9 protein-coding genes and 2 CRISPR repeat arrays (1 of these 11 running past the window's edge) are annotated in these 19,887 nt (G+C 52.6%); of the genes, 6 read left to right on the top strand and 3 right to left on the bottom strand.

The window, feature by feature from the left end; all coding sequences use genetic code 11:
* Nucleotides 1-1,775: a CRISPR direct-repeat array (repeat unit 36 nt; unit sequence GTGCCTCTACCTTTGATGCCGTAAGGCGTTGAGCAC); it reaches 1,473 nt to the left of the window's first position.
* A 692-nt stretch (nt 1,776-2,467) separates the two neighbouring features.
* Nucleotides 2,468-2,930: direct repeats of the CRISPR family, unit length 36 nt; unit sequence GTGCCTCTACCTTTGATGCCGTAAGGCGTTGAGCAC.
* A gap of 291 nt (nt 2,931-3,221) precedes the next feature.
* From cas6 to cas5, 5 genes are all read left to right on the top strand, one after another.
* Nucleotides 3,222-3,890, top strand: a complete 669-nt coding sequence (cas6, locus tag M0644_RS02405) for a type I-MYXAN CRISPR-associated protein Cas6/Cmx6 (RefSeq protein ID WP_149817827.1) — start codon at nt 3,222-3,224, stop codon at nt 3,888-3,890.
* Between the two features lie 85 nt (nt 3,891-3,975).
* A complete protein-coding gene (gene cas3 / locus M0644_RS02400) occupies nt 3,976-6,174 on the top strand; it encodes a CRISPR-associated helicase Cas3' (protein ID WP_286626443.1) in 2,199 nt (732 codons plus the stop codon).
* Complete coding sequence (gene cas8a1 / locus M0644_RS02395) at nt 6,171-7,688, top strand: type I-MYXAN CRISPR-associated Cas8a1/Cmx1 (protein WP_286626441.1); 1,518 nt, start codon at nt 6,171-6,173, stop codon at nt 7,686-7,688. Before cas3 ends, cas8a1 begins: the two co-directional genes overlap by 4 nt.
* A gap of 29 nt (nt 7,689-7,717) precedes the next feature.
* Nucleotides 7,718-8,590, top strand: a complete 873-nt coding sequence (gene cas7i, locus M0644_RS02390; protein ID WP_286626440.1) for a type I-B CRISPR-associated protein Cas7/Cst2/DevR — start codon at nt 7,718-7,720, stop codon at nt 8,588-8,590.
* Nucleotides 8,590-9,255, top strand: coding sequence for a CRISPR-associated protein Cas5 (cas5, locus tag M0644_RS02385; protein ID WP_286626439.1), 666 nt, complete (start codon nt 8,590-8,592; stop codon nt 9,253-9,255). Before cas7i ends, cas5 begins: the two co-directional genes overlap by 1 nt.
* A 52-nt stretch (nt 9,256-9,307) precedes the next feature.
* On the opposite strand, the gene M0644_RS02380 is transcribed toward cas5, so the two are convergent.
* Entirely contained in the window at nt 9,308-9,922 is a 615-nt protein-coding gene (locus M0644_RS02380; protein ID WP_149817816.1) for a histidine phosphatase family protein, read from the bottom strand.
* Between the two features lie 115 nt (nt 9,923-10,037).
* On the opposite strand from M0644_RS02380, the gene thrC reads away from it, so the two are divergent.
* On the top strand, nt 10,038-11,126 hold the full coding sequence (thrC, locus tag M0644_RS02375; protein ID WP_149817814.1) for a threonine synthase: 1,089 nt from the start codon (nt 10,038-10,040) through the stop codon (nt 11,124-11,126).
* Here the strand turns inward: thrC and M0644_RS02370 are convergent.
* Both M0644_RS02370 and M0644_RS02365 read right to left on the bottom strand, forming a co-directional pair.
* On the bottom strand, nt 11,123-11,365 hold the full coding sequence (locus M0644_RS02370; protein ID WP_286626438.1) for a hypothetical protein: 243 nt from the start codon (nt 11,363-11,365) through the stop codon (nt 11,123-11,125). The two genes, thrC and M0644_RS02370, sit on opposite strands and share 4 nt — an antisense overlap.
* Before the next feature lie 291 nt (nt 11,366-11,656).
* A complete protein-coding gene (locus tag M0644_RS02365; RefSeq protein ID WP_286626437.1) occupies nt 11,657-19,867 on the bottom strand; it encodes a filamentous hemagglutinin N-terminal domain-containing protein in 8,211 nt (2,736 codons plus the stop codon).
* Between the last annotated feature and the right edge of the window lie 20 nt (nt 19,868-19,887).

Here is a 19,887-nt window from a genome sequence, read left to right as displayed (position 1 = left end):
TTTTGCCAAGGAGCTTGAAGTCTTCCTTCGCCCGTGCCTCTACCTTTGATGCCGTAAGGCGTTGAGCACAAGAGGGTAAGCGCCTTATTATCGCTGACTACTCTCGTGCCTCTACCTTTGATGCCGTAAGGCGTTGAGCACGTTTGAGCTGGGTTTACTTTTTTGATAAACCAGAGTGCCTCTACCTTTGATGCCGTAAGGCGTTGAGCACGGAAACCTTTCTATTTAGGAGATTCTCTATTGGTCATGTGCCTCTACCTTTGATGCCGTAAGGCGTTGAGCACTGTCGGTGGATGTCTGCCCCGCGGGTCCTGAGGGGTGCCTCTACCTTTGATGCCGTAAGGCGTTGAGCACTCTCTGGGAGATGATAGAATTCTGCAGGGATTGTGGTGCCTCTACCTTTGATGCCGTAAGGCGTTGAGCACTAGTGTTTGCGGATCTAGGTAAGTTTGGTTGCTTAAGTGCCTCTACCTTTGATGCCGTAAGGCGTTGAGCACTCGTCACTAGAGTAGCTACACCTACTTCTCGCCCGTGCCTCTACCTTTGATGCCGTAAGGCGTTGAGCACACTTTCAGGCTTTTGAGCAATCTGAATATGATATTGTGCCTCTACCTTTGATGCCGTAAGGCGTTGAGCACTTAGTCTTAAACGTCCTAGTAAATTTGTATATTACGTGCCTCTACCTTTGATGCCGTAAGGCGTTGAGCACAGAACAAGAGCAGTGTTTGCTCTTGCAGCGTGCGTGGCGTGCCTCTACCTTTGATGCCGTAAGGCGTTGAGCACAGCAGAGGTAAAACGCCCTGTATCCGCCCCTAGTTGTGCCTCTACCTTTGATGCCGTAAGGCGTTGAGCACTTTTCGAACCAGCTAATCAGTCTGTCAGTAGACTTGGAGTGCCTCTACCTTTGATGCCGTAAGGCGTTGAGCACATCTCGCCGATTGGAGCTGTCTCGCCAGTGAAGTGAGGTGCCTCTACCTTTGATGCCGTAAGGCGTTGAGCACTTCCTAATCCAGAACTAGCTGCAGCAGATACGTGCCTCTACCTTTGATGCCGTAAGGCGTTGAGCACATCTCCAAATCAACTTAGCCAAGAAAATCTTGACCGTGCCTCTACCTTTGATGCCGTAAGGCGTTGAGCACACGGCCAAGCGAGACAAAACTTTAGCGGTAGAAGTTCGTGCCTCTACCTTTGATGCCGTAAGGCGTTGAGCACAGCGAGGAATCGATTTTAGATATAGCGCCTCTCGACGTGCCTCTACCTTTGATGCCGTAAGGCGTTGAGCACGGACTTCTTCCCCCGTCAAAAACCGAACAAAAGGTGCCTCTACCTTTGATGCCGTAAGGCGTTGAGCACGAGAACCCCCTTGTACCAAAACGACAACCTTAACGAGTGCCTCTACCTTTGATGCCGTAAGGCGTTGAGCACGGACTTCTTCCCCCGTCAAAAACCGAACAAAAGGTGCCTCTACCTTTGATGCCGTAAGGCGTTGAGCACGAGAACCCCCTTGTACCAAAACGACAACCTTAACGAGTGCCTCTACCTTTGATGCCGTAAGGCGTTGAGCACGGACTTCTTCCCCCGTCAAAAACCGAACAAAAGGTGCCTCTACCTTTGATGCCGTAAGGCGTTGAGCACGAGAACCCCCTTGTACCAAAACGACAACCTTAACGAGTGCCTCTACCTTTGATGCCGTAAGGCGTTGAGCACCTTCAACAGCCTTTAACAATTCCTCCCCACGCGTGCCTCTACCTTTGATGCCGTAAGGCGTTGAGCACGCTTGGGTTTTGAAGGATCGCAATTTTGTCCCAATTGAGTCTGTTCTGTAACCTTTCACCTATCACCTACCCCTATCGATTAGGGGTAGGTTTTGTTTTCTAGTTAGGAGAGAAAATCGTCACTATGAGCGAAATTAGCATCTTTGCCCGCGATTTTGGGTTCGGGTTTACCCCCAAGCCCAATACTGCTAAAGTCGCCGCTACTGTTAGCGGTCGCAACTTAGCAATTAGTATTACACCACTAGCGTTGACGCTTATTTCAAGCGACAAACTACGCCTAATGCGGGCCAAAAAGCTAGTGGACCGTTTACTGGTCAAAAGGGTTTTCGTTCCCATTGGGTTTCTGGTCCTTGGCGGTTGCACCGCCACCGATATTTACAACCTACTTGAACGGGGTTGTTTTATCCAATCGCTAAAACTACACTTTTTCTATAAAGGGGTTCTTTGTCAAGAATCCGACCTAACCTTACTCCAACAAGTGATTGTTGGAGAGTACCTAAAATTACCCGAATCCCTAAGGGGGGCAATCGCTTGGATTTTAAACTTGCCAGAAGCCCAATTAGAATACTGCGAAGCTTGGGCTTCTTTGACGTATCTTAATGATAATTTTAGGGCGATTGAAGTGGTGACTTCTGAAGTAGGAACTTCAGAAGTAGGAACTTCAGAAGTAGGAACTTCAGAAGTAGGAACTTGTGCCTCTACCTTTGATGCCGTAAGGCGTTGAGCACGCTTCTCAATTTAGAGGATGCGATTCTTGAGTATTGTGCCTCTACCTTTGATGCCGTAAGGCGTTGAGCACATCGCGATCGATGGATAGATCGCCCCAGATATAAGCAGTGCCTCTACCTTTGATGCCGTAAGGCGTTGAGCACGTCCGGGTGTATCCCGCCTACTTCACAATCCTCAAGTGCCTCTACCTTTGATGCCGTAAGGCGTTGAGCACCAGACCGCGCTTTGTGGCAACAACAAGCGATCGGGTGCCTCTACCTTTGATGCCGTAAGGCGTTGAGCACCTCTTGAAGAACGGCGCCTAGATATGGATGCTACTGTGCCTCTACCTTTGATGCCGTAAGGCGTTGAGCACCTCTTGAAGAACGGCGCCTAGATATGGATGCTACTGTGCCTCTACCTTTGATGCCGTAAGGCGTTGAGCACAGATCCAAAAAAGAATTGAGTGAAGTAGAGAAACGTGCCTCTACCTCTGGTGCTGTGGGCTAGCCCAGCGGTTGGTTAACTTTCTTGAATAAAAATAAAAAATTGTATCCAAAAGCTTTTTTGCTCCTTGTGGTTACCTACAGTAGAAGTTAAAATTTTTGTAAGTTGACAACTATAAGTTATCCGTTAGCATGATTCTTGAAACTAGACAGTGGCTACCCTTGGCAGTGCTCCAGAGACCCATAATTGAGGGAAAGCATTCAGATTAGGCGGGGGTAATAAGATAGCGTCATGACTAGCCACAATCACTTTCTTGAAATCCATTACAGCTTGCGTGGAAGAACACTGCCAGCAGATCATGGCTATGCATTATACTCTGCTATTAAAAAACAGTTGCAACAATCGGGGCGGCCAGATCTACCTTCAGATATACCAAGTGATCTTCGCCTTAGCAGTATTGCTGGAATTCCTAACGGTGAGGGTATTATTTATCTAAATCGTGCTTCACGCTTTCGCCTTCGCTGTCCTACAGATCAAGTGCAGACGTGGTATCGCTTTTTCCAGAACCAAGTGTTGGATATTCAGGGGCATCTGATTCGCCTTGTGCAACCTCGAATTACATTGCCAGAGCCTTCAGGAACCCTCGCAGCTCGCCTAGTCACTTTCAAATTAGAAGCAATTGATCACCTAGAAGTGCCCCGCTATTTTTTGGAATCTTGTCAAAAAGGCCTAACTCATTTAGGCATTCAGGGAAAGGTATTTATTCCTTCTGATCCGAATGGTGATTTAGCACGGCGCACGATTCAAGTGAAAGGCAAAAAAGTCGTAGGCTACCGCGTGATTGTTGAAGATTTAACTCCTGAAGATTCTCTAAAGTTGCAGTGGCATGGATTAGGAGGACGAAGACATTTTGGCTGCGGCTGGTTTTACCCGGTCAAGGAGGAACCGAATGCTGCCTAGTTCTCCACCCCCAAAACTAGACCCAGATATTTTGTTGGCAAAATCTTCACTCCCAAGCAGCGCCGACTGGAGAGGAAGGTATCATTTGGCTGGTCATACCGCGGCGGTTGTGAAGTCAATTACCACCTTGGTTGATGCACTGGGCACAGGGTTGCTCCAGCAGTTTGGATTTAGCAACGACACTAGGGAAACCCTGCGGGCAACGGCGCGACTGGCCGCTTATCTGCACGATTGGGGTAAGGCCAATCACCAATTTCAAGGGGTGGTCAGGTACCCCCTCAGGGCTTCAAATCCATCGGTGCAGCCTCAACAGAACCCCTTGCAATACCCACAACTTATCCGTCATGAAGTGGGGTCTGTCTTGCTGGCGTGGGAGTTCCGAAACTGGCTTTGCCAATGCCCCAATGCTGACTTGATGACAGCGATCGCCGCAGCAGGAGGACATCACCTCAAATTAGGCGGTCAGCAGGGGCGAGACACCAGTGCACTGGGGGAGATCCGCGAGGGCAGTGGCGACCCTTACCTGTACTGGTATGTCCATCATCCTTCCTTCCGCAAGCTGCTTCGCTATGGGGTAAGAACCCTAGGGCTGCCTCAAATCATTCCTCCTTTTGCGTTCTCATCGCGATGGGACATGCAAACAATCAAGGAGAAACGGGCAGCAGTCTTGCAGGCTTTTATTGACTGGAAACCAACTGTTGTGTTTGTTGCTGTTGTGAAAGCACTGCTTGTGGCAGCAGATGCCATTGGCTCGGCCTCAGCAGCGGTGACAACCAACCTCCAGCAATGGATCCAAGAACAACTACAATGCACTTTAACGGTGGCTGATCTACAAAAGGTGATTGATGCCCGGCGGGGTCAGCACTGCCTGCGGCCATTTCAAATTGATCTGCGGGAGGACTCCAAACGAGTCACACTGGCACGTGCGGGTTGCGGTACAGGGAAAACCCTTGGTGCCTATTGCTGGGCACAACGCCATGGCATTGGACGCAAGTTGTTCTTTTGTTATCCAACAACGGGCACTAGCACCGAGGGCTTTCTGGGCTATGTTCATCACCAAGTAGAGTCAGAGCTATTGCACTCTCGGTCGGCTATTGATTTGGAGTTGGCTTGCACAGGAGAAGAAGAAGACAATGGCGATGGAGCGGTTAATGAGGCCGCTCAGAAATTAGAAGCCTTCAAGGCGTGGGGGGCAAAGGTCAATGTTTGCACTGTAGATACCGTTTTGGGACTCCTGCAATGTCACCGCCGTCCCCTGTACTGCTTTCCAGCGATCGCCAAGGCTGCTTTCGTCTTTGATGAAGTTCATTGCTATGACGATGCTCTCTTTGGCGCCTTACTGCGATTTCTCAACGTTGTTAAAGCGCCAATCTTACTCATGTCTGCCTCATTTCTACCCGCGCAGGTGGAGGCCATTCGCAATGCAGTGGGAGAACCTGTTGAAATTATCCAAGGCCCCCGAGACATTGAACACCTGCCCCGTTATCGCTTCCATGAGCTAGCACAGCTGGACTGGGCGCGGGTTCAGCAAGAACTTGACCAAGGTGGTAAAGTCCTGTGGGTTTGCAATCAGGTGGATACAGCGATCGCTACCTATCAGCAAGCGAAAAATCAGGGACTTCAACCTCTGCTCTATCACAGTCGCTTTCGTTATGGCGATCGCGTGCACCATCACCGCAAAGTGGTAGAGGCCTTCAAACAAAATCAACCCGTCCTAGCCATCACCACGCAAGTGGCAGAAATGTCGCTGGACTTGTCGGCAACACTCCTCGTGACTCAAATTGCTGACCCCGCAGGGCTAATCCAGCGGTTGGGGCGGCTCAACCGTCAGTACTGCGGCCACGCCCTTGATGCCCTCTTTTACCCCGATGACAAGGTTGGTTTTCCCTACAGTGCAGATGAACTGGATGCGGGTTGGGCACTGGTGCGAGGGTTTGTCGGTCAGCTGGTTAGCCAAGCCCAGCTCGCCGCTTGGTTAGAAAAACTCAACACTCCACACACACCCAAGGATCACTTTGTCTGGCTGGATGGCAGATGGAAAACGTATCCTGCACCGTTGCGCGAAGCAGGCTATACCGTCACTGCCCTTCTCGAACAGGATCAGGAGGAGATTGCGTTCCTCAAATCTAGTCAACTGATGCGCTACACAATCCCCCTACCCGCTACCAAAAATATCAAGGGTTGGCGGCGCCACAAGAGCGGATATTTGATTGCGCCTAAGGAGCAGTGGCACTATGACCCAAACCTAGGGGCGTTCGCTTCCCGGCAGGAGGTGAAATTGTGAGCCAATTTACCTTATCGATCTTTGATCCAAATTTTCTTTTGCCCCATCGAGCAGGAATTGCGGGTCTAGCCTTAGCCCTATCCGAGTTGGAAAGCCAACGTTCACAGGCTCCCTTAACTTGGAACGTCACCGATGAGGTCGTTGAACTGGCGTGGAAAGGGAGTGATCGAGAGGTTGTGACATGGCTGCTAAAGCAAACCTATCAGATTAATCACCAAGGCTATCTAGAGGTTCCTGCCCTCAAGCTTGATGCCCAGGGGCAATACACGTTTACCCAAGGGGTACTCACCACATTCCTCCAGCACAATACACAGCGCAAACTCAGCAACACTTCTGTCACTCGCACGTTCTTAATTGAGCCGGATCAACCAGAGATCTCGATTGAGGTGAAGCCCCTAGAGAGCTGTTATTACACCGGCGACATCAAGGAGGCCTTTAACAATAAGGGAGCCTTCAAGAAAGAAATTCCCCTGAAGGGAAATCATCTGCCCGGACTGGTGGAATGTTTTGTCAATGGTCCCTATCAAGAATCGCCGCAGGGCTTTCTGGCGTTGCTTTTTTTGCCCCTTGCCTGTGGCTACTACCAACTTCCTCCCCAAACTGTTGGTGGCAAGCTCTCTGCCCGCTCAGCACTGGTTATTCCTGAAGTTCAAAATCTAAAGCACTGGGTTAAGCGCCGTCGGGCGATGTCGGGGTGCACGTATCGAGACTTTCGTAGCAGTGGCGCTGGTGAATCTGCGTTGCATTTCCTGTTGCAGGAAAAGGTGGTCGAAGCAGTGCAACCCTTTGGCGTGCACTACTGTGAGGTTTACCAGTTGGGGAAGCAAGTCTGGGATGCCCAGCAAGCTTACCTGAAACAGGCGGTGTATCGCGTAGAGGTTATGGATGAAGTCCTCGAATTGTATGAAGTCGCTCGCCAAGTTTTTCCTGCGCACGTGCGACAAAAGGAGAATGGTGAAACTTGGTTAGCTCTTTCTAAAGCACTGCCTTGGATTTGTGACAATTTAATTGGAGGTCAGCCTTGGTATGCAGGTTTCTTTGAATTTTACAAACGTAATAAGCTCTATGAACGTGAAGGGTTGGTAAAAATGACCAAACACTTGAATCCCGATGAACAGGTGCTCTTTGAGGTGGTACAAGGTGCTTTTAGTAAATACCTGTACGGGCAGATTCAGCAAGCTAAGAAGCAAGGTCGCCAATTAGACTATGGGCAAGTGACCGATAAGGTTATCTACCGATTCCAACGTCCGAGTACGCAACAGGAATTTGCTACTGCATTGGTGGATTTCCTAAGCCAGTTTCGTAGCAAAGCCGCTCGCGATAAAGGCCCGCAAATTGTTCACTGGATTCACCGTGAGGAAAACTGGCGGCGAGCAAGAGATCTGGTACTGCTGGCGATCGCCACCTACAGCAGTAAGAAGGGAGATGCTCTCAATGGTGCTGAGGTTGCCTCTGAATCAATGGATGAGGTGAATGTAACGGAAGAGGAAATGTTTTCCTTTGTTGATGAATAGTTGCTGTCTTTAACTTAGGAGAAATAACAATGACAAAACATCTTTTTGCAACAATTGTAACGACCACTGCTGTTGCAGCCAATAACCGGGGGGAAGGGGATGGGAGCACTCTCTCAACTTTGCAAAAAATCACCCGTGGCAATGATCAATACACTACTGTGAGTGCAGAAGCGATCCGTTGGGGATTGCGGGAGTATTTTCAAAATCATTATGAAAAAGAGGTGAATCGCACATTTAATGCTGAGACTGACAAGTATAGCTTCAAGGATGAACAATTCAGCGCTGAAAAATACATTGATGATGACTTGTTTGGCTACATGGACGCCAAAAAGGGGAAGGATAATGAAGATGCCACGACCAAACGGCGGGGTGCCCTAGAAATTAGTCGCGCTATGAGTCTGGATCCCTATTGGGGGGATATTGCCTTTGGTTCTAAAGGCGGCGAAAAGGGAAAAACTTCGATTCATAGCACCGAAGTACACTGCACTGCCTATCAGTACACGATCGCCCTCACGCCAGAAAGTCTTAAGAAACCGGAACGGGCACTACTCGCCTTGGATGCTATTGGCGCTGTCCGTCATGTGGGCGGTAACCATGCCCGCTTTTTATACGACTTTCATCCAGAGTCCATTGTGCTTCGGATAACCGATGATCCGAGTCCTTGGATTATGGACGTGTTTAAGCGCATTGGCGAATCGGTGGGCTGCCCACGGCTAGTGCGACTGGTTGAAGTGGGGGATGTGAAGGCTGATGAGCTACTGGTGGGCGGTGAGATTGCCGATACTCCCTATGGTCAGCAGTTAAAGGCGTTAGGGGTTCAGGTCTATCGCGGGGTCAAAGAAGCGATCGCCCACGCCAAAGAACAATTAAAGCAACAACTCAAGCTTGAGGTGCCCGCCTAATGCAACTTTACCTTGATTGTCCCTGTACCAGTTTTCCCCGCAGCTTTGCCCGCGACTTTAAGGAGACCTACCGCTATCCACCCCCCTCCACGATCTATGGCATGCTCCTTTCCCTGATCGGTGAAGAGAATTTGGATCAACATCGGGGTGTCAAACTGGCCATTGGCATTATTGGTGCTGACCCACCCATTTCTCGCATTCTGCGTAAACAGCGGCATCACAAGTTCAGTAAGAATCGCCTCGGCACCTATTCCACGAGTAAATTCTCCAAGCCGAATCACCATGAACTGCTCACAGATGTGCAAGTGGTTGTCAAAGTTGATTCGAGTGAGGAAAATGCACCACTGAAGCTGGTTGATCGGCTGGCGATCGCCTTCACCACACCCCAGCAAATTTCCCGCTTTGGTGGCCTGAGTTTGGGGGAGTCGTGGGCACTGGTCAATGGTGTACGCCCCTATCGGGACAACGATGGCTCGATCCGCTGGCTCATTAAAGACAATCGAGGTCTCATTAGCCTGCCCATCTGGATTGATCGCCAGAGCAGCCAAGGAACCTTTCAACGCTTTCGCTTAGGCAACGAATTTGAAGACCATTGCTGGGTCAGGATTCCGCAGCTAACTGTGCCAACCCCAAGATCGCGACCCTCCGCCGCTCGCAGATCTTGATGCCAATCGAGCAAATTGCGGTTTGTTAACAACCTTAACCTGAGCTGGCCGTCTAGGAGCACTGATTAAAGGCATTGATGCGCCACCAGCGGATATTTTCTGCCTCAAAGCGGCCATCTAAATCCACTCGTACTGAAAAGTCAAACCAAGCAGCGGGGGGAATTTCCATCCCCCACAGGCGATCGCTCCCCAGAACAACGCTAATCAGGCACTGCAAAAAGCCGCCATGACTAATACACCAAACACAGTCCTCATCCCTGTGGCGTCGGAGCTGTTTCCAAGCCTGTTTTGCCCGCTGCCAAGCCATGGCCATTGACTCTGCCTCGGGAACTGGAATCAGGTAGTCACTCTCCTCCAGTTCTTCACAAAGATCGGGATGTTGCGCCTGCGCCTGTGCCCACGTGAGTCCTGTGAAAATGCCCTGATCAATTTCAATTAACTCCGCCAACTCTTGAACCTTTAAGTCAGGACAAGGATTCATGAGTGTCGCCGTATCGCGGCAGCGTTGCAGCGGACTGGTGTAAATGGCATGGGGTAAGGGGAGCTTTTCCCGTAAGGCAAGGACTTGCTGCCGTCCTCGTTCTGTGAGGGGTACATCCTGCCGCCCGAGCATGACGCCTGAAGCATTACCAACGGCTTCTCCATGGCGAATCAAAATTAGACGCATAATGTGATTCTCCGGCAATTGGCAAGTGTAACCCCTGATCGCTAAAATTATCCTACTGTGTGGCTAATCTCTATCTTCAGCCTCAAATTTATTCATATTTTTTGACTGCGTACCTGTGCCTGTAACACTCTCTGCTCCCCCCATCCGTCCTGCTTGGCATGGCCTGATTCACGCTTACGGTGAGTTTTTGCCTGTGAGCGATCGCACCCCAGTGGTCACCCTCTATGAAGGCAATACACCACTGATTCCCGTGCCTCAAATTGCAGCCCGCATTGGCCGCAACGTCGCGGTGTATGTCAAGTACGATGGCCTCAACCCCACAGGGAGCTTCAAAGATCGTGGCATGACCATGGCCATTTCCAAGGCCAAGGAAGCGGGAGCCGAAGCTGTGATTTGCGCCAGCACAGGAAATACCTCGGCCTCAGCAGCGGCCTACGCGAGACGGGCAGGCTTACGGGCCTATGTCTTGGTGCCCGAAGGGTACGTTGCCCAAGGAAAACTGGCCCAAGCGCTCCTCTATGGTGCTGAAGTGATTGCCATTGAGGGCAACTTTGATCAAGCCCTAGAGATTGTGCGCCTAATGGCGGAAACTTACCCCGTGACGCTGGTCAATTCCGTCAATCCCTATCGGCTGGAAGGACAGAAAACCGCCGCCTTTGAGGTGGTGGATAGCTTGGGCAATGCCCCCGATTGGCTGTGTATTCCCATGGGTAATGCAGGAAACATTACTGCCTATTGGATGGGCTTTTGCCAGTATCGTGAGCAAAATCGTTGCGATCGCCTGCCGCGGATGATGGGCTTTCAAGCAGCGGGATCTGCCCCCCTTGTCAAGGGCGAGGTTGTCACCCATCCCGAAACGATTGCGACGGCCATTCGCATTGGCAATCCTGCCAACTGGCAACGGGCGATCGCCGTCAAAGAAGCCAGCCAAGGTGCCTTTAATGCCGTTACCGATGAGGAAATCCTGAATGCCTATTGTCTGCTGGCTTCTGAGGAAGGTATCTTCTGTGAACCGGCTAGTGCGGCTTCTGTGGCGGGTCTCTTGAAATTGGCCGATCAGGTGCCCAGTGGTGCCACGGTGGTCTGTGTGCTGACGGGCAATGGTCTCAAGGATCCAGAAACAGCGCTCAAGCAACAGAGCGATCGCTTCCACCGCCACATTGAACCCACTGAGCAAACTGTAGCCAAGGTCATGGGCTTTTAGAAACCGCGCTCCGCTCGCATCAGGTGGCGACTTGCCTTCAAGAGTTGTACTGCGGCTCGATTGGTGGCTAAGCTGGCAACATTGGCGGTGGTGGGTGCAGCTGCTGTCAAGCTGGCAGGTTGGGCTAACTGCTGAGCACGGCTAAACAGATCGCGCACGGTGGGATTGCCCCCACGAAAGTAGGCCATTTCTGCTTCGGTGCGGGTCAACTCACGACTCAGCGGATTGGGCTTTGGCAATATTTCGAAACGTACTCCTTGCCTCCCGCTCAATGGATCGAGGCGCAGCGGATCTAGGACGCCCTATTGCGGCGGGGGCGATCGTCGTCGGTAGAAACATCGAATTGGCAACGTGGGTGTTGAGCCGCTCAAGACGTGCAAACAGCTCCGCCTTTGACCGGTTGAGCCCAAGGAACAGAAGCTTGAGGGTCTTAGTGAGCGTTGCCATGTTGATACCATACCAATGTCCCGTGTATTTGCAAAAGATATCCCCCCTAAAGGAGGGGGGACTTACAGCGCTAAGGGTAATAGTTACTGCAAAGAATCAGTCTCTAGCTCAAGGTTTACGCATTGACCCTCGTCTGTCCACTCCTCATTTTCATATACTGTCAGCTGCGTTAGCGGATCAACAGCTGTTTGTTGGCTATTGATGAGTACAAGACGAGACTTCGATTTACCTTTTTGATCCTCTTCTGTAAATCCCTCCCTATTAGAAGAACAGCTTGCACTGGTTGTTCCTGCTATGGTCACACCACCACGTTGCCCCCCTAAGGTTGCTTTAGAAGCACCTTGGTCACCATTAAGAGGCTGATTCCCACCACTAGGAGGCTGATTGCCGTCACCGGGTAGATTGGGGGCACTAGGAGGCTGATTCCCACCACTAGGAGGCTGATTGCCGCCACCGGGTAGATTGGGGGCACTGGGAGGCTGATTCCCACCACTAGGAGGCTGATTGCCGCCACCGGGTAGATTGGGGGCACTAAGGCCGGTAGTTGTTACAATATCACTACCAACAGTGCTAGTTACTGTACCAATATTAACCGAGTTTAGACCATTGTAAAGCAGGCTACCATTTACCTGTGCAGCAAACAACGTTACGGCAACAGGGGCATTGTTCAGGTCAAAGGTGCCACTGCCCTGCAGACCCAGTCCGGTGGCGGTGATGCTGCCTGTTGCTGTCTGAGTGACCCCATTATTACTGATCAGGGTTAGGTTGCCGCTGCCAAAGTTGCTGCTGGCGGCTAGGGTGAGGGTGTTGCCGCTCTCGATGATGGCATCGTTGTTGGTGGTGGTAAGGCCAGCTGCGGTTGTTGCCGTATCGCTGCCCACCGTGCTGGTGACAGGTCCGCCAATGGTCAGGTCATCACTGTCTTTGAAGCTGACGCCACCCGTGACGTTGGCCGCAAGGGTGTCCACATCATTGCTGGCATTGTTCAGGTCAAAGGTGCCACTGCCCTGCAGACCCAGTCCGGTGGCGGTGATGCTGCCTGTTGCTGTCTGAGTGACCCCATTATTACTGATCAGGGTTAGGTTGCCGCTGCCAAAGTTGCTGCTGGCGGCTAGGGTGAGGGTGTTGCCGCTCTCGATGATGGCATCGTTGTTGGTGGTGGTAAGGCCAGCTGCGGTTGTTGCCGTATCGCTGCCCACCGTGCTGGTGACAGGTCCGCCAATGGTCAGGTCATCACTGTCTTTGAAGCTGACGCCACCATTGACGTTGGCCGCAAGGGTGTCCACATCATTGCTGGCATTGTTCAGGTCAAAGGTGCCACTGCCCTGCAGACCCAGTCCGGTGGCGGTGATGCTGCCTGTTGCTGTCTGAGTGACCCCATTATTACTGATCAGGGTTAGGTTGCCGCTGCCAAGGTTGCTGCTGGCGGCTAGGGTGAGGGTGTTGCCGCTCTCGATGATGGCATCGTTGTTGGTGGTGGTAAGGCCAGCTGCGGTTGTTGCCGTATCGCTGCCCACCGTGCTGGTGACAGGTCCGCCAATGGTCAGGTCATCACTGTCTTTGAAGCTGACGCCACCCGTGACGTTGGCCGCAAGGGTGTCCACATCATTGCTGGCATTGTTCAGGTCAAAGGTGCCACTGCCCTGCAGACCCAGTCCGGTGGCGGTGATGCTGCCTGTTGCTGTCTGAGTGACCCCATTATTACTGATCAGGGTTAGGTTGCCGCTGCCAAGGTTGCTGCTGGCGTCTAGGGTGAGGGTGTTGCCGCTCTCGATGATGGCATCGTTGTTGGTGGTGGTAAGGCCAGCTGCGGTTGTTGCCGTATCGCTGCCCACCGTGCTGGTGACAGGTCCGCCAATGGTCAGGTCATCACTGTCTTTGAAGCTGACGCCACCCGTGACGTTGGCCGCAAGGGTGTCCACATCATTGCTGGCATTGTTCAGGTCAAAGGTGCCACTGCCCTGCAGACCCAGTCCGGCGGCGGTGATGCTGCCTGTTGCTGTCTGAGTGACCCCCCCATTACTCATCAGGGTTAGGTTGCCGCTGCCAAGGTTGCTGCTGGCGGCTAGGGTGAGGGTGTTGCCGCTCTCGATGATGGCATCGTTGTTGGTGGTGGTAAGGCCAGCTGCGGTTGTTGCCGTATCGCTGCCCACCGTGCTGGTGACAGGTCCGCCAATGGTCAGGTCATCACTGTCTTTGAAGCTGACGCCACCCGTGACGTTGGCCGCAAGGGTGTCCACATCATTGCTGGCATTGTTCAGGTCAAAGGTGCCACTGCCCTGCAGACCCAGTCCGGTGGCGGTGATGCTGCCTGTTGCTGTCTGAGTGACCCCATTATTACTGATCAGGGTTAGGTTGCCGCTGCCAAGGTTGCTGCTGGCGTCTAGGGTGAGGGTGTTGCCGCTCTCGATGATGGCATCGTTGTTGGTGGTGGTAAGGCCAGCTGCGGTTGTTGCCGTATCGCTGCCCACCGTGCTGGTGACAGGTCCGCCAATGGTCAGGTCATCACTGTCTTTGAAGCTGACGCCACCCGTGACGTTGGCCGCAAGGGTGTCCACATCATTGCTGGCATTGTTCAGGTCAAAGGTGCCACTGCCCTGCAGACCCAGTCCGGCGGCGGTGATGCTGCCTGTTGCTGTCTGAGTGACCCCCCCATTACTCATCAGGGTTAGGTTGCCGCTGCCAAGGTTGCTGCTGGCGGCTAGGGTGAGGGTGTTGCCGCTCTCGATGATGGCATCGTTGTTGGTGGTGGTAAGGCCAGCTGCGGTTGTTGCCGTATCGCTGCCCACCGTGCTGGTGACAGGTCCGCCAATGGTCAGGTCATCACTGTCTTTGAAGCTGACGCCACCCGTGACGTTGGCCGCAAGGGTGTCCACATCATTGCTGGCATTGTTCAGGTCAAAGGTGCCACTGCCCTGCAGACCCAGTCCGGTGGCGGTGATGCTGCCTGTTGCTGTCTGAGTGACCCCATTATTACTGATCAGGGTTAGGTTGCCGCTGCCAAGGTTGCTGCTGGCGTCTAGGGTGAGGGTGTTGCCGCTCTCGATGATGGCATCGTTGTTGGTGGTGGTAAGGCCAGCTGCGGTTGTTGCCGTATCGCTGCCCACCGTGCTGGTGACAGGTCCGCCAATGGTCAGGTCATCACTGTCTTTGAAGCTGACGCCACCCGTGACGTTGGCCGCAAGGGTGTCCACATCATTGCTGGCATTGTTCAGGTCAAAGGTGCCACTGCCCTGCAGACCCAGTCCGGCGGCGGTGATGCTGCCTGTTGCTGTCTGAGTGACCCCCCCATTACTCATCAGGGTTAGGTTGCCGCTGCCAAGGTTGCTGCTGGCGGCTAGGGTGAGGGTGTTGCCGCTCTCGATGATGGCATCGTTGTTGGTGGTGGTAAGGCCAGCTGCGGTTGTTGCCGTATCGCTGCCCACCGTGCTGGTGACAGGTCCGCCAATGGTCAGGTCATCACTGTCTTTGAAGCTGACGCCACCATTGACGTTGGCCGCAAGGGTGTCCACATCATTGCTGGCATTGTTCAGGTCAAAGGTGCCACTGCCCTGCAGACCCAGTCCGGTGGCGGTGATGCTGCCTGTTGCTGTCTGAGTGACCCCCCCATTACTCATCAGGGTTAGGTTGCCGCTGCCAAGGTTGCTGCTGGCGGCTAGGGTGAGGGTGTTGCCGCTCTCGATGATGGCATCGTTGTTGGTGGTGGTAAGGCCAGCTGCGGTTGTTGCCGTATCGCTGCCCACCGTGCTGGTGACAGGTCCGCCAATGGTCAGGTCATCACTGTCTTTGAAGCTGACGCCACCCGTGACGTTGGCCGCAAGGGTGTCCACATCATTGCTGGCATTGTTCAGGTCAAAGGTGCCACTGCCCTGCAGACCCAGTCCGGCGGCGGTGATGCTGCCTGTTGCTGTCTGAGTGACCCCATTATTACTGATCAGGGTTAGGTTGCCGCTGCCAAGGTTGCTGCTGGCGGCTAGGGTGAGGGTGTTGCCGCTCTCGATGATGGCATCGTTGTTGGTGGTGGTAAGGCCAGCTGCGGTTGTTGCCGTATCGCTGCCCACCGTGCTGGTGACAGGTCCGCCAATGGTCAGGTCATCACTGTCTTTGAAGCTGACGCCACCCGTGACGTTGGCCGCAAGGGTGTCCACATCATTGCTGGCATTGTTCAGGTCAAAGGTGCCACTGCCCTGCAGACCCAGTCCGGCGGCGGTGATGCTGCCTGTTGCTGTCTGAGTGACCCCCCCATTACTCATCAGGGTTAGGTTGCCGCTGCCAAGGTTGCTGCTGGCGGCTAGGGTGAGGGTGTTGCCGCTCTCGATGATGGCATCGTTGTTGGTGGTGGTAAGGCCAGCTGCGGTTGTTGCCGTATCGCTGCCCACCGTGCTGGTGACAGGTCCGCCAATGGTCAGGTCATCACTGTCTTTGAAGCTGACGCCACCATTGACGTTGGCCGCCAAGATGTTCACATCATTGCTGGCATTGTTCAGGTCAAAGGTGCCACTGCCCTGCAGACCCAGTCCGGCGGCGGTGATGCTGCCTGTTGCTGTCTGAGTGACCCCATTATTACTGATCAGGGTTAGGTTGCCGCTGCCAAGGTTGCTGCTGGCGGCTAGGGTGAGGGTGTTGCCGCTCTCGATGATGGCATCGTTGTTGGTGGTGGTAAGGCCAGCTGCGGTTGTTGCCGTATCGCTGCCCACCGTGCTGGTGACAGGTCCGCCAATGGTCAGGTCATCACTGTCTTTGAAGCTGACGCCACCCGTGACGTTGGCCGCAAGGGTGTCCACATCATTGCTGGCATTGTTCAGGTCAAAGGTGCCACTGCCCTGCAGACCCAGTCCGGTGGCGGTGATGCTGCCTGTTGTTGTCTGAGTGACCCCCCCATTACTCATCAGGGTTAGGTTGCCGCTGCCAAGGTTGCTGCTGGCGGCTAGGGTGAGGGTGTTGCCGCTCTCGATGATGGCATCGTTGTTGGTGGTGGTAAGGCCAGCTGCGGTTGTTGCCGTATCGCTGCCCACCGTGCTGGTGACAGGTCCGCCAATGGTCAGGTCATCACTGTCTTTGAAGCTGACGCCACCATTGACGTTGGCCGCAAGGGTGTCCACATCATTGCTGGCATTGTTCAGGTCAAAGGTGCCACTGCCCTGCAGACCCAGTCCGGTGGCGGTGATGCTGCCTGTTGCTGTCTGAGTGACCCCATTATTACTGATCAGGGTTAGGTTGCCGCTGCCAAGGTTGCTGCTGGCGTCTAGGGTGAGGAGACCGCCGGTACGGAGGATGACATCAGCGTTGTTGGTGGTAATACCATTAGCAGTTAAGGTTGTTGTGCTGTCAGTGCAGCAGTTAGGATACGTTGTAACAAAAGGAATGCTCAGATGCCCAACCGTCAGATCGTCCTGATCTTGGTATGTGATGGCGCCAGTTGAACTCGCGGTTGCAATTGTATTGACGTTGTTTGAAGGTTGATTCAGGATAAAACTGCCGCTGCCACCCAAAATTAAGCCACTTGCTGTGAAGGGAGATGTTTGAGTGACAGAGCCCCCATTACTGAAAAGTGCTAGCGTGTTTCCTCCTAAGTTAATTGATGAATTCAGTTGAATGTTGCCACCCCGGAGGGTAAGGTGTTGATTTCGAGTAATGGGAGAGTTGATGGTAACTGTTCCTGTGCCATTTTCATGGCCAAAGATGACATGACTAAAACCATTCGTTAGACCAAATTCGGTGCTGCTTAGGGCAAGATGAGTCGTATCGGGCGCTGTCCCAGCAATATCAATATCACGACCCGGTGTAAAGGGTTGGATGACCAAAATGCCAGAGCTACCTAATGTAGTGTTGCTGCTTAGATCAAGCCTGTCACCCACAAGAATAATGTTGCCACCATTCGTACTTTGAATCGTTGGAGTAGCACCTGCTGTACGAATACTCATCCAATTTTGGGTGATGGCGCTGCTGGCAGTACCGGTATGTTCACCGATTAGGCAGATGTTGCCCGTATTGCTGGTCACTATAAAGGCATTATTAGGGTTACCCGAAGACGAAGGCTCACCAAACTTAATTGCATAATCGGTTGGGTTACCACCCCGCAAAACGCCCTTTAGGGTAATATGGCCTGAACCCATTGCCGAGATTTCAGCAGAGAAGCCGTCGGTTAAATGACGCTGTAACTCAAGACCGTCTTTGCTTCCTGTACCTGTCCCTGTACCTGAATAACCCTCGTAAGTGATGTTGCCGCTTCCTGTGGTTCGAACTAAAGCGTTCCAGTGAGCAATTCCGTCATCCGTTGAACTGCTGCCATTGGCAGTACCTTTAATGGTTATGTTTCCATCTTGGTTAGTGATTTGTGTTTGCCTACTACCTGAGGTATTGGGATTGTCAGTGCCGCGTGGAGTTGTTGTAATGAAAACACCATCGTTGTTTGAGCCGCTACCCCCAGCAGCAATACCGGTAATGCTTATATTTCCTGTGATATTTTCAATGCGAGCACCCCGGCTGAGATAAACACCATAGCTACTACCACCTCCCGTACCGCCAGTACCGTTGAGGGTAATTTGGCCACTGTCGCTTCGCAGCGTGGCATGACCTGTTAATTGAATGCCGTAGTTATTACTACCTGAGGTACCTCCCCGACCCGTGAGGGTAATGTTACCTGAGTTTGTTGCTAGTAGCGTGGGTTGAGCCGCCGTTCCCTCAATGAAAATACCCTTAAAATTACCAGAAGTACCACCACTAATGTTGGCTTCTAGTGTGATGCCACCGCCGCCGGTATTTTGGATTGTTACACCGGGCTGAATGACAATGTTACGGCCTGCCTGTAGCGTTAGAGTAGTATTCTGACTCCATGTAATGTTTGTATTGGTTTGAACAGTAATTGTCTCCGAGCCACCACTAGTTGCAGCTGCCGTGCTGATGGTCAAGTTAGCCGACCCAAGTTGACCAACGATATGTGCATCATCAAAGGTGTTAGGGCCAGTGTTAGAGCCGAGGCCATTTTGAATGGTAATCGAGCCGGGATCAAGGAGAAGGGTACCAAAGGAACCGTTGGGCGCCCTGAGATCGGCAAAGCCTGTGACGTATAGGTTATTGCGTGCCGAAACTTCGGCAAAGCCGCCATTACCACTAAGGCTGCCCCCGCGGGCACTAATGTGGCCGTGGAAATGGGTGGCTTCATCTGCCCAAGCAATGACAGTACCCCCATTCCCTTGGGTTAGCGCATTAGCTTCTAGGCGTGCCCCTGCGTCAATGAAGGTGTTTCTGGCATTGGGCAGAGGACCTTGCCCTTGAGGACTGCCGCCAATAAAAATCTGCCCGCCGCCTAGGTTGCCATTGGCCGATAGATGGGCAGTGTTCTGAAGATGAATATCTTGACCTGTTACGGTAATTTGACCGCCGTAAATACCATCTGCATCTAGGCGTCCGCTAATATTCACTTCGCCTGTGGGGCCGCCTGCTAAGATAATCCGCCCTTGACGATTCTCAACTGCTCGCGCTTCGATGATGCCATCAACGTTCATCACCCGATCCATGATGCGCTGAGCAGCACTGGCAGAAAGGATAACGTGCCCCGCGCTAATGTGCCCCTGCTGATCAATTAGACTAGAAAGTGGGCGACCATAGACATCCGTTACTTGCTGAGATAGATCACTATCTACCCTGACGCTGAGCAACCCATCTCCTGTGAAGTCTAGGGTAACACCAGTGCCGCTCACTAGGGCAACTTGACCCAAGCGTGCTGAAATGAACCCTGTGTTTTGAACTGCTGGCGCAATTAGGGACACCACACCTCCCTCCTGGGCAGTGATGCGCCCTTGGTTGGTAATAGCAGCCGGCGGCCTATTGGAGAGGTTGTAAAAGCGGAAATTGTCCTGCAAAAAGTCTTGATCTTTAATGTCAAGGGTACTTGCAATAAGGCTGCCCACATTAACTTGGGCACTGGGTAAAAAGACGATGCCGTTGGGATTGATTAGAAAGATGCGACCGTTGGCGTTCAGTTGACCGGCAATACTTGAGGGGGTTAGCCCTGTCACTCGGTTGAGTGCGGCTGCTGTTGCGCCCGGCTGGACAAAGAATACCCCTTCATTGGCTCCAATGCTAAAGCCCTCCCAGTTAATGATGGCTTTATGACTGCTTTGCAGAATATGAAGCTGATGGGGGGTACTTTGTTGAAAAGAGACTTGCCCCTCACTCACTGTTGGGTTTTGTGGCAGTGCCTCGGCTATCCGAGGACTGAGACTTGTTAGGAAAATACTCGACAGGGTAAGGGTGATACCATTTAGGAACACACTGAATATCTTTTTCATGGGTTTAACTCCAACAGCCT

The sequence above is a fragment of the Thermosynechococcus sp. B1 genome (genome assembly GCF_030322985.1).
Taxonomy (GTDB): Bacteria; Cyanobacteriota; Cyanobacteriia; order Thermosynechococcales; family Thermosynechococcaceae; genus Thermosynechococcus.
The sequence above is the reverse complement of the archived record's forward strand: the minus strand, read 5'-3'. Positions and strand labels throughout refer to the sequence as shown.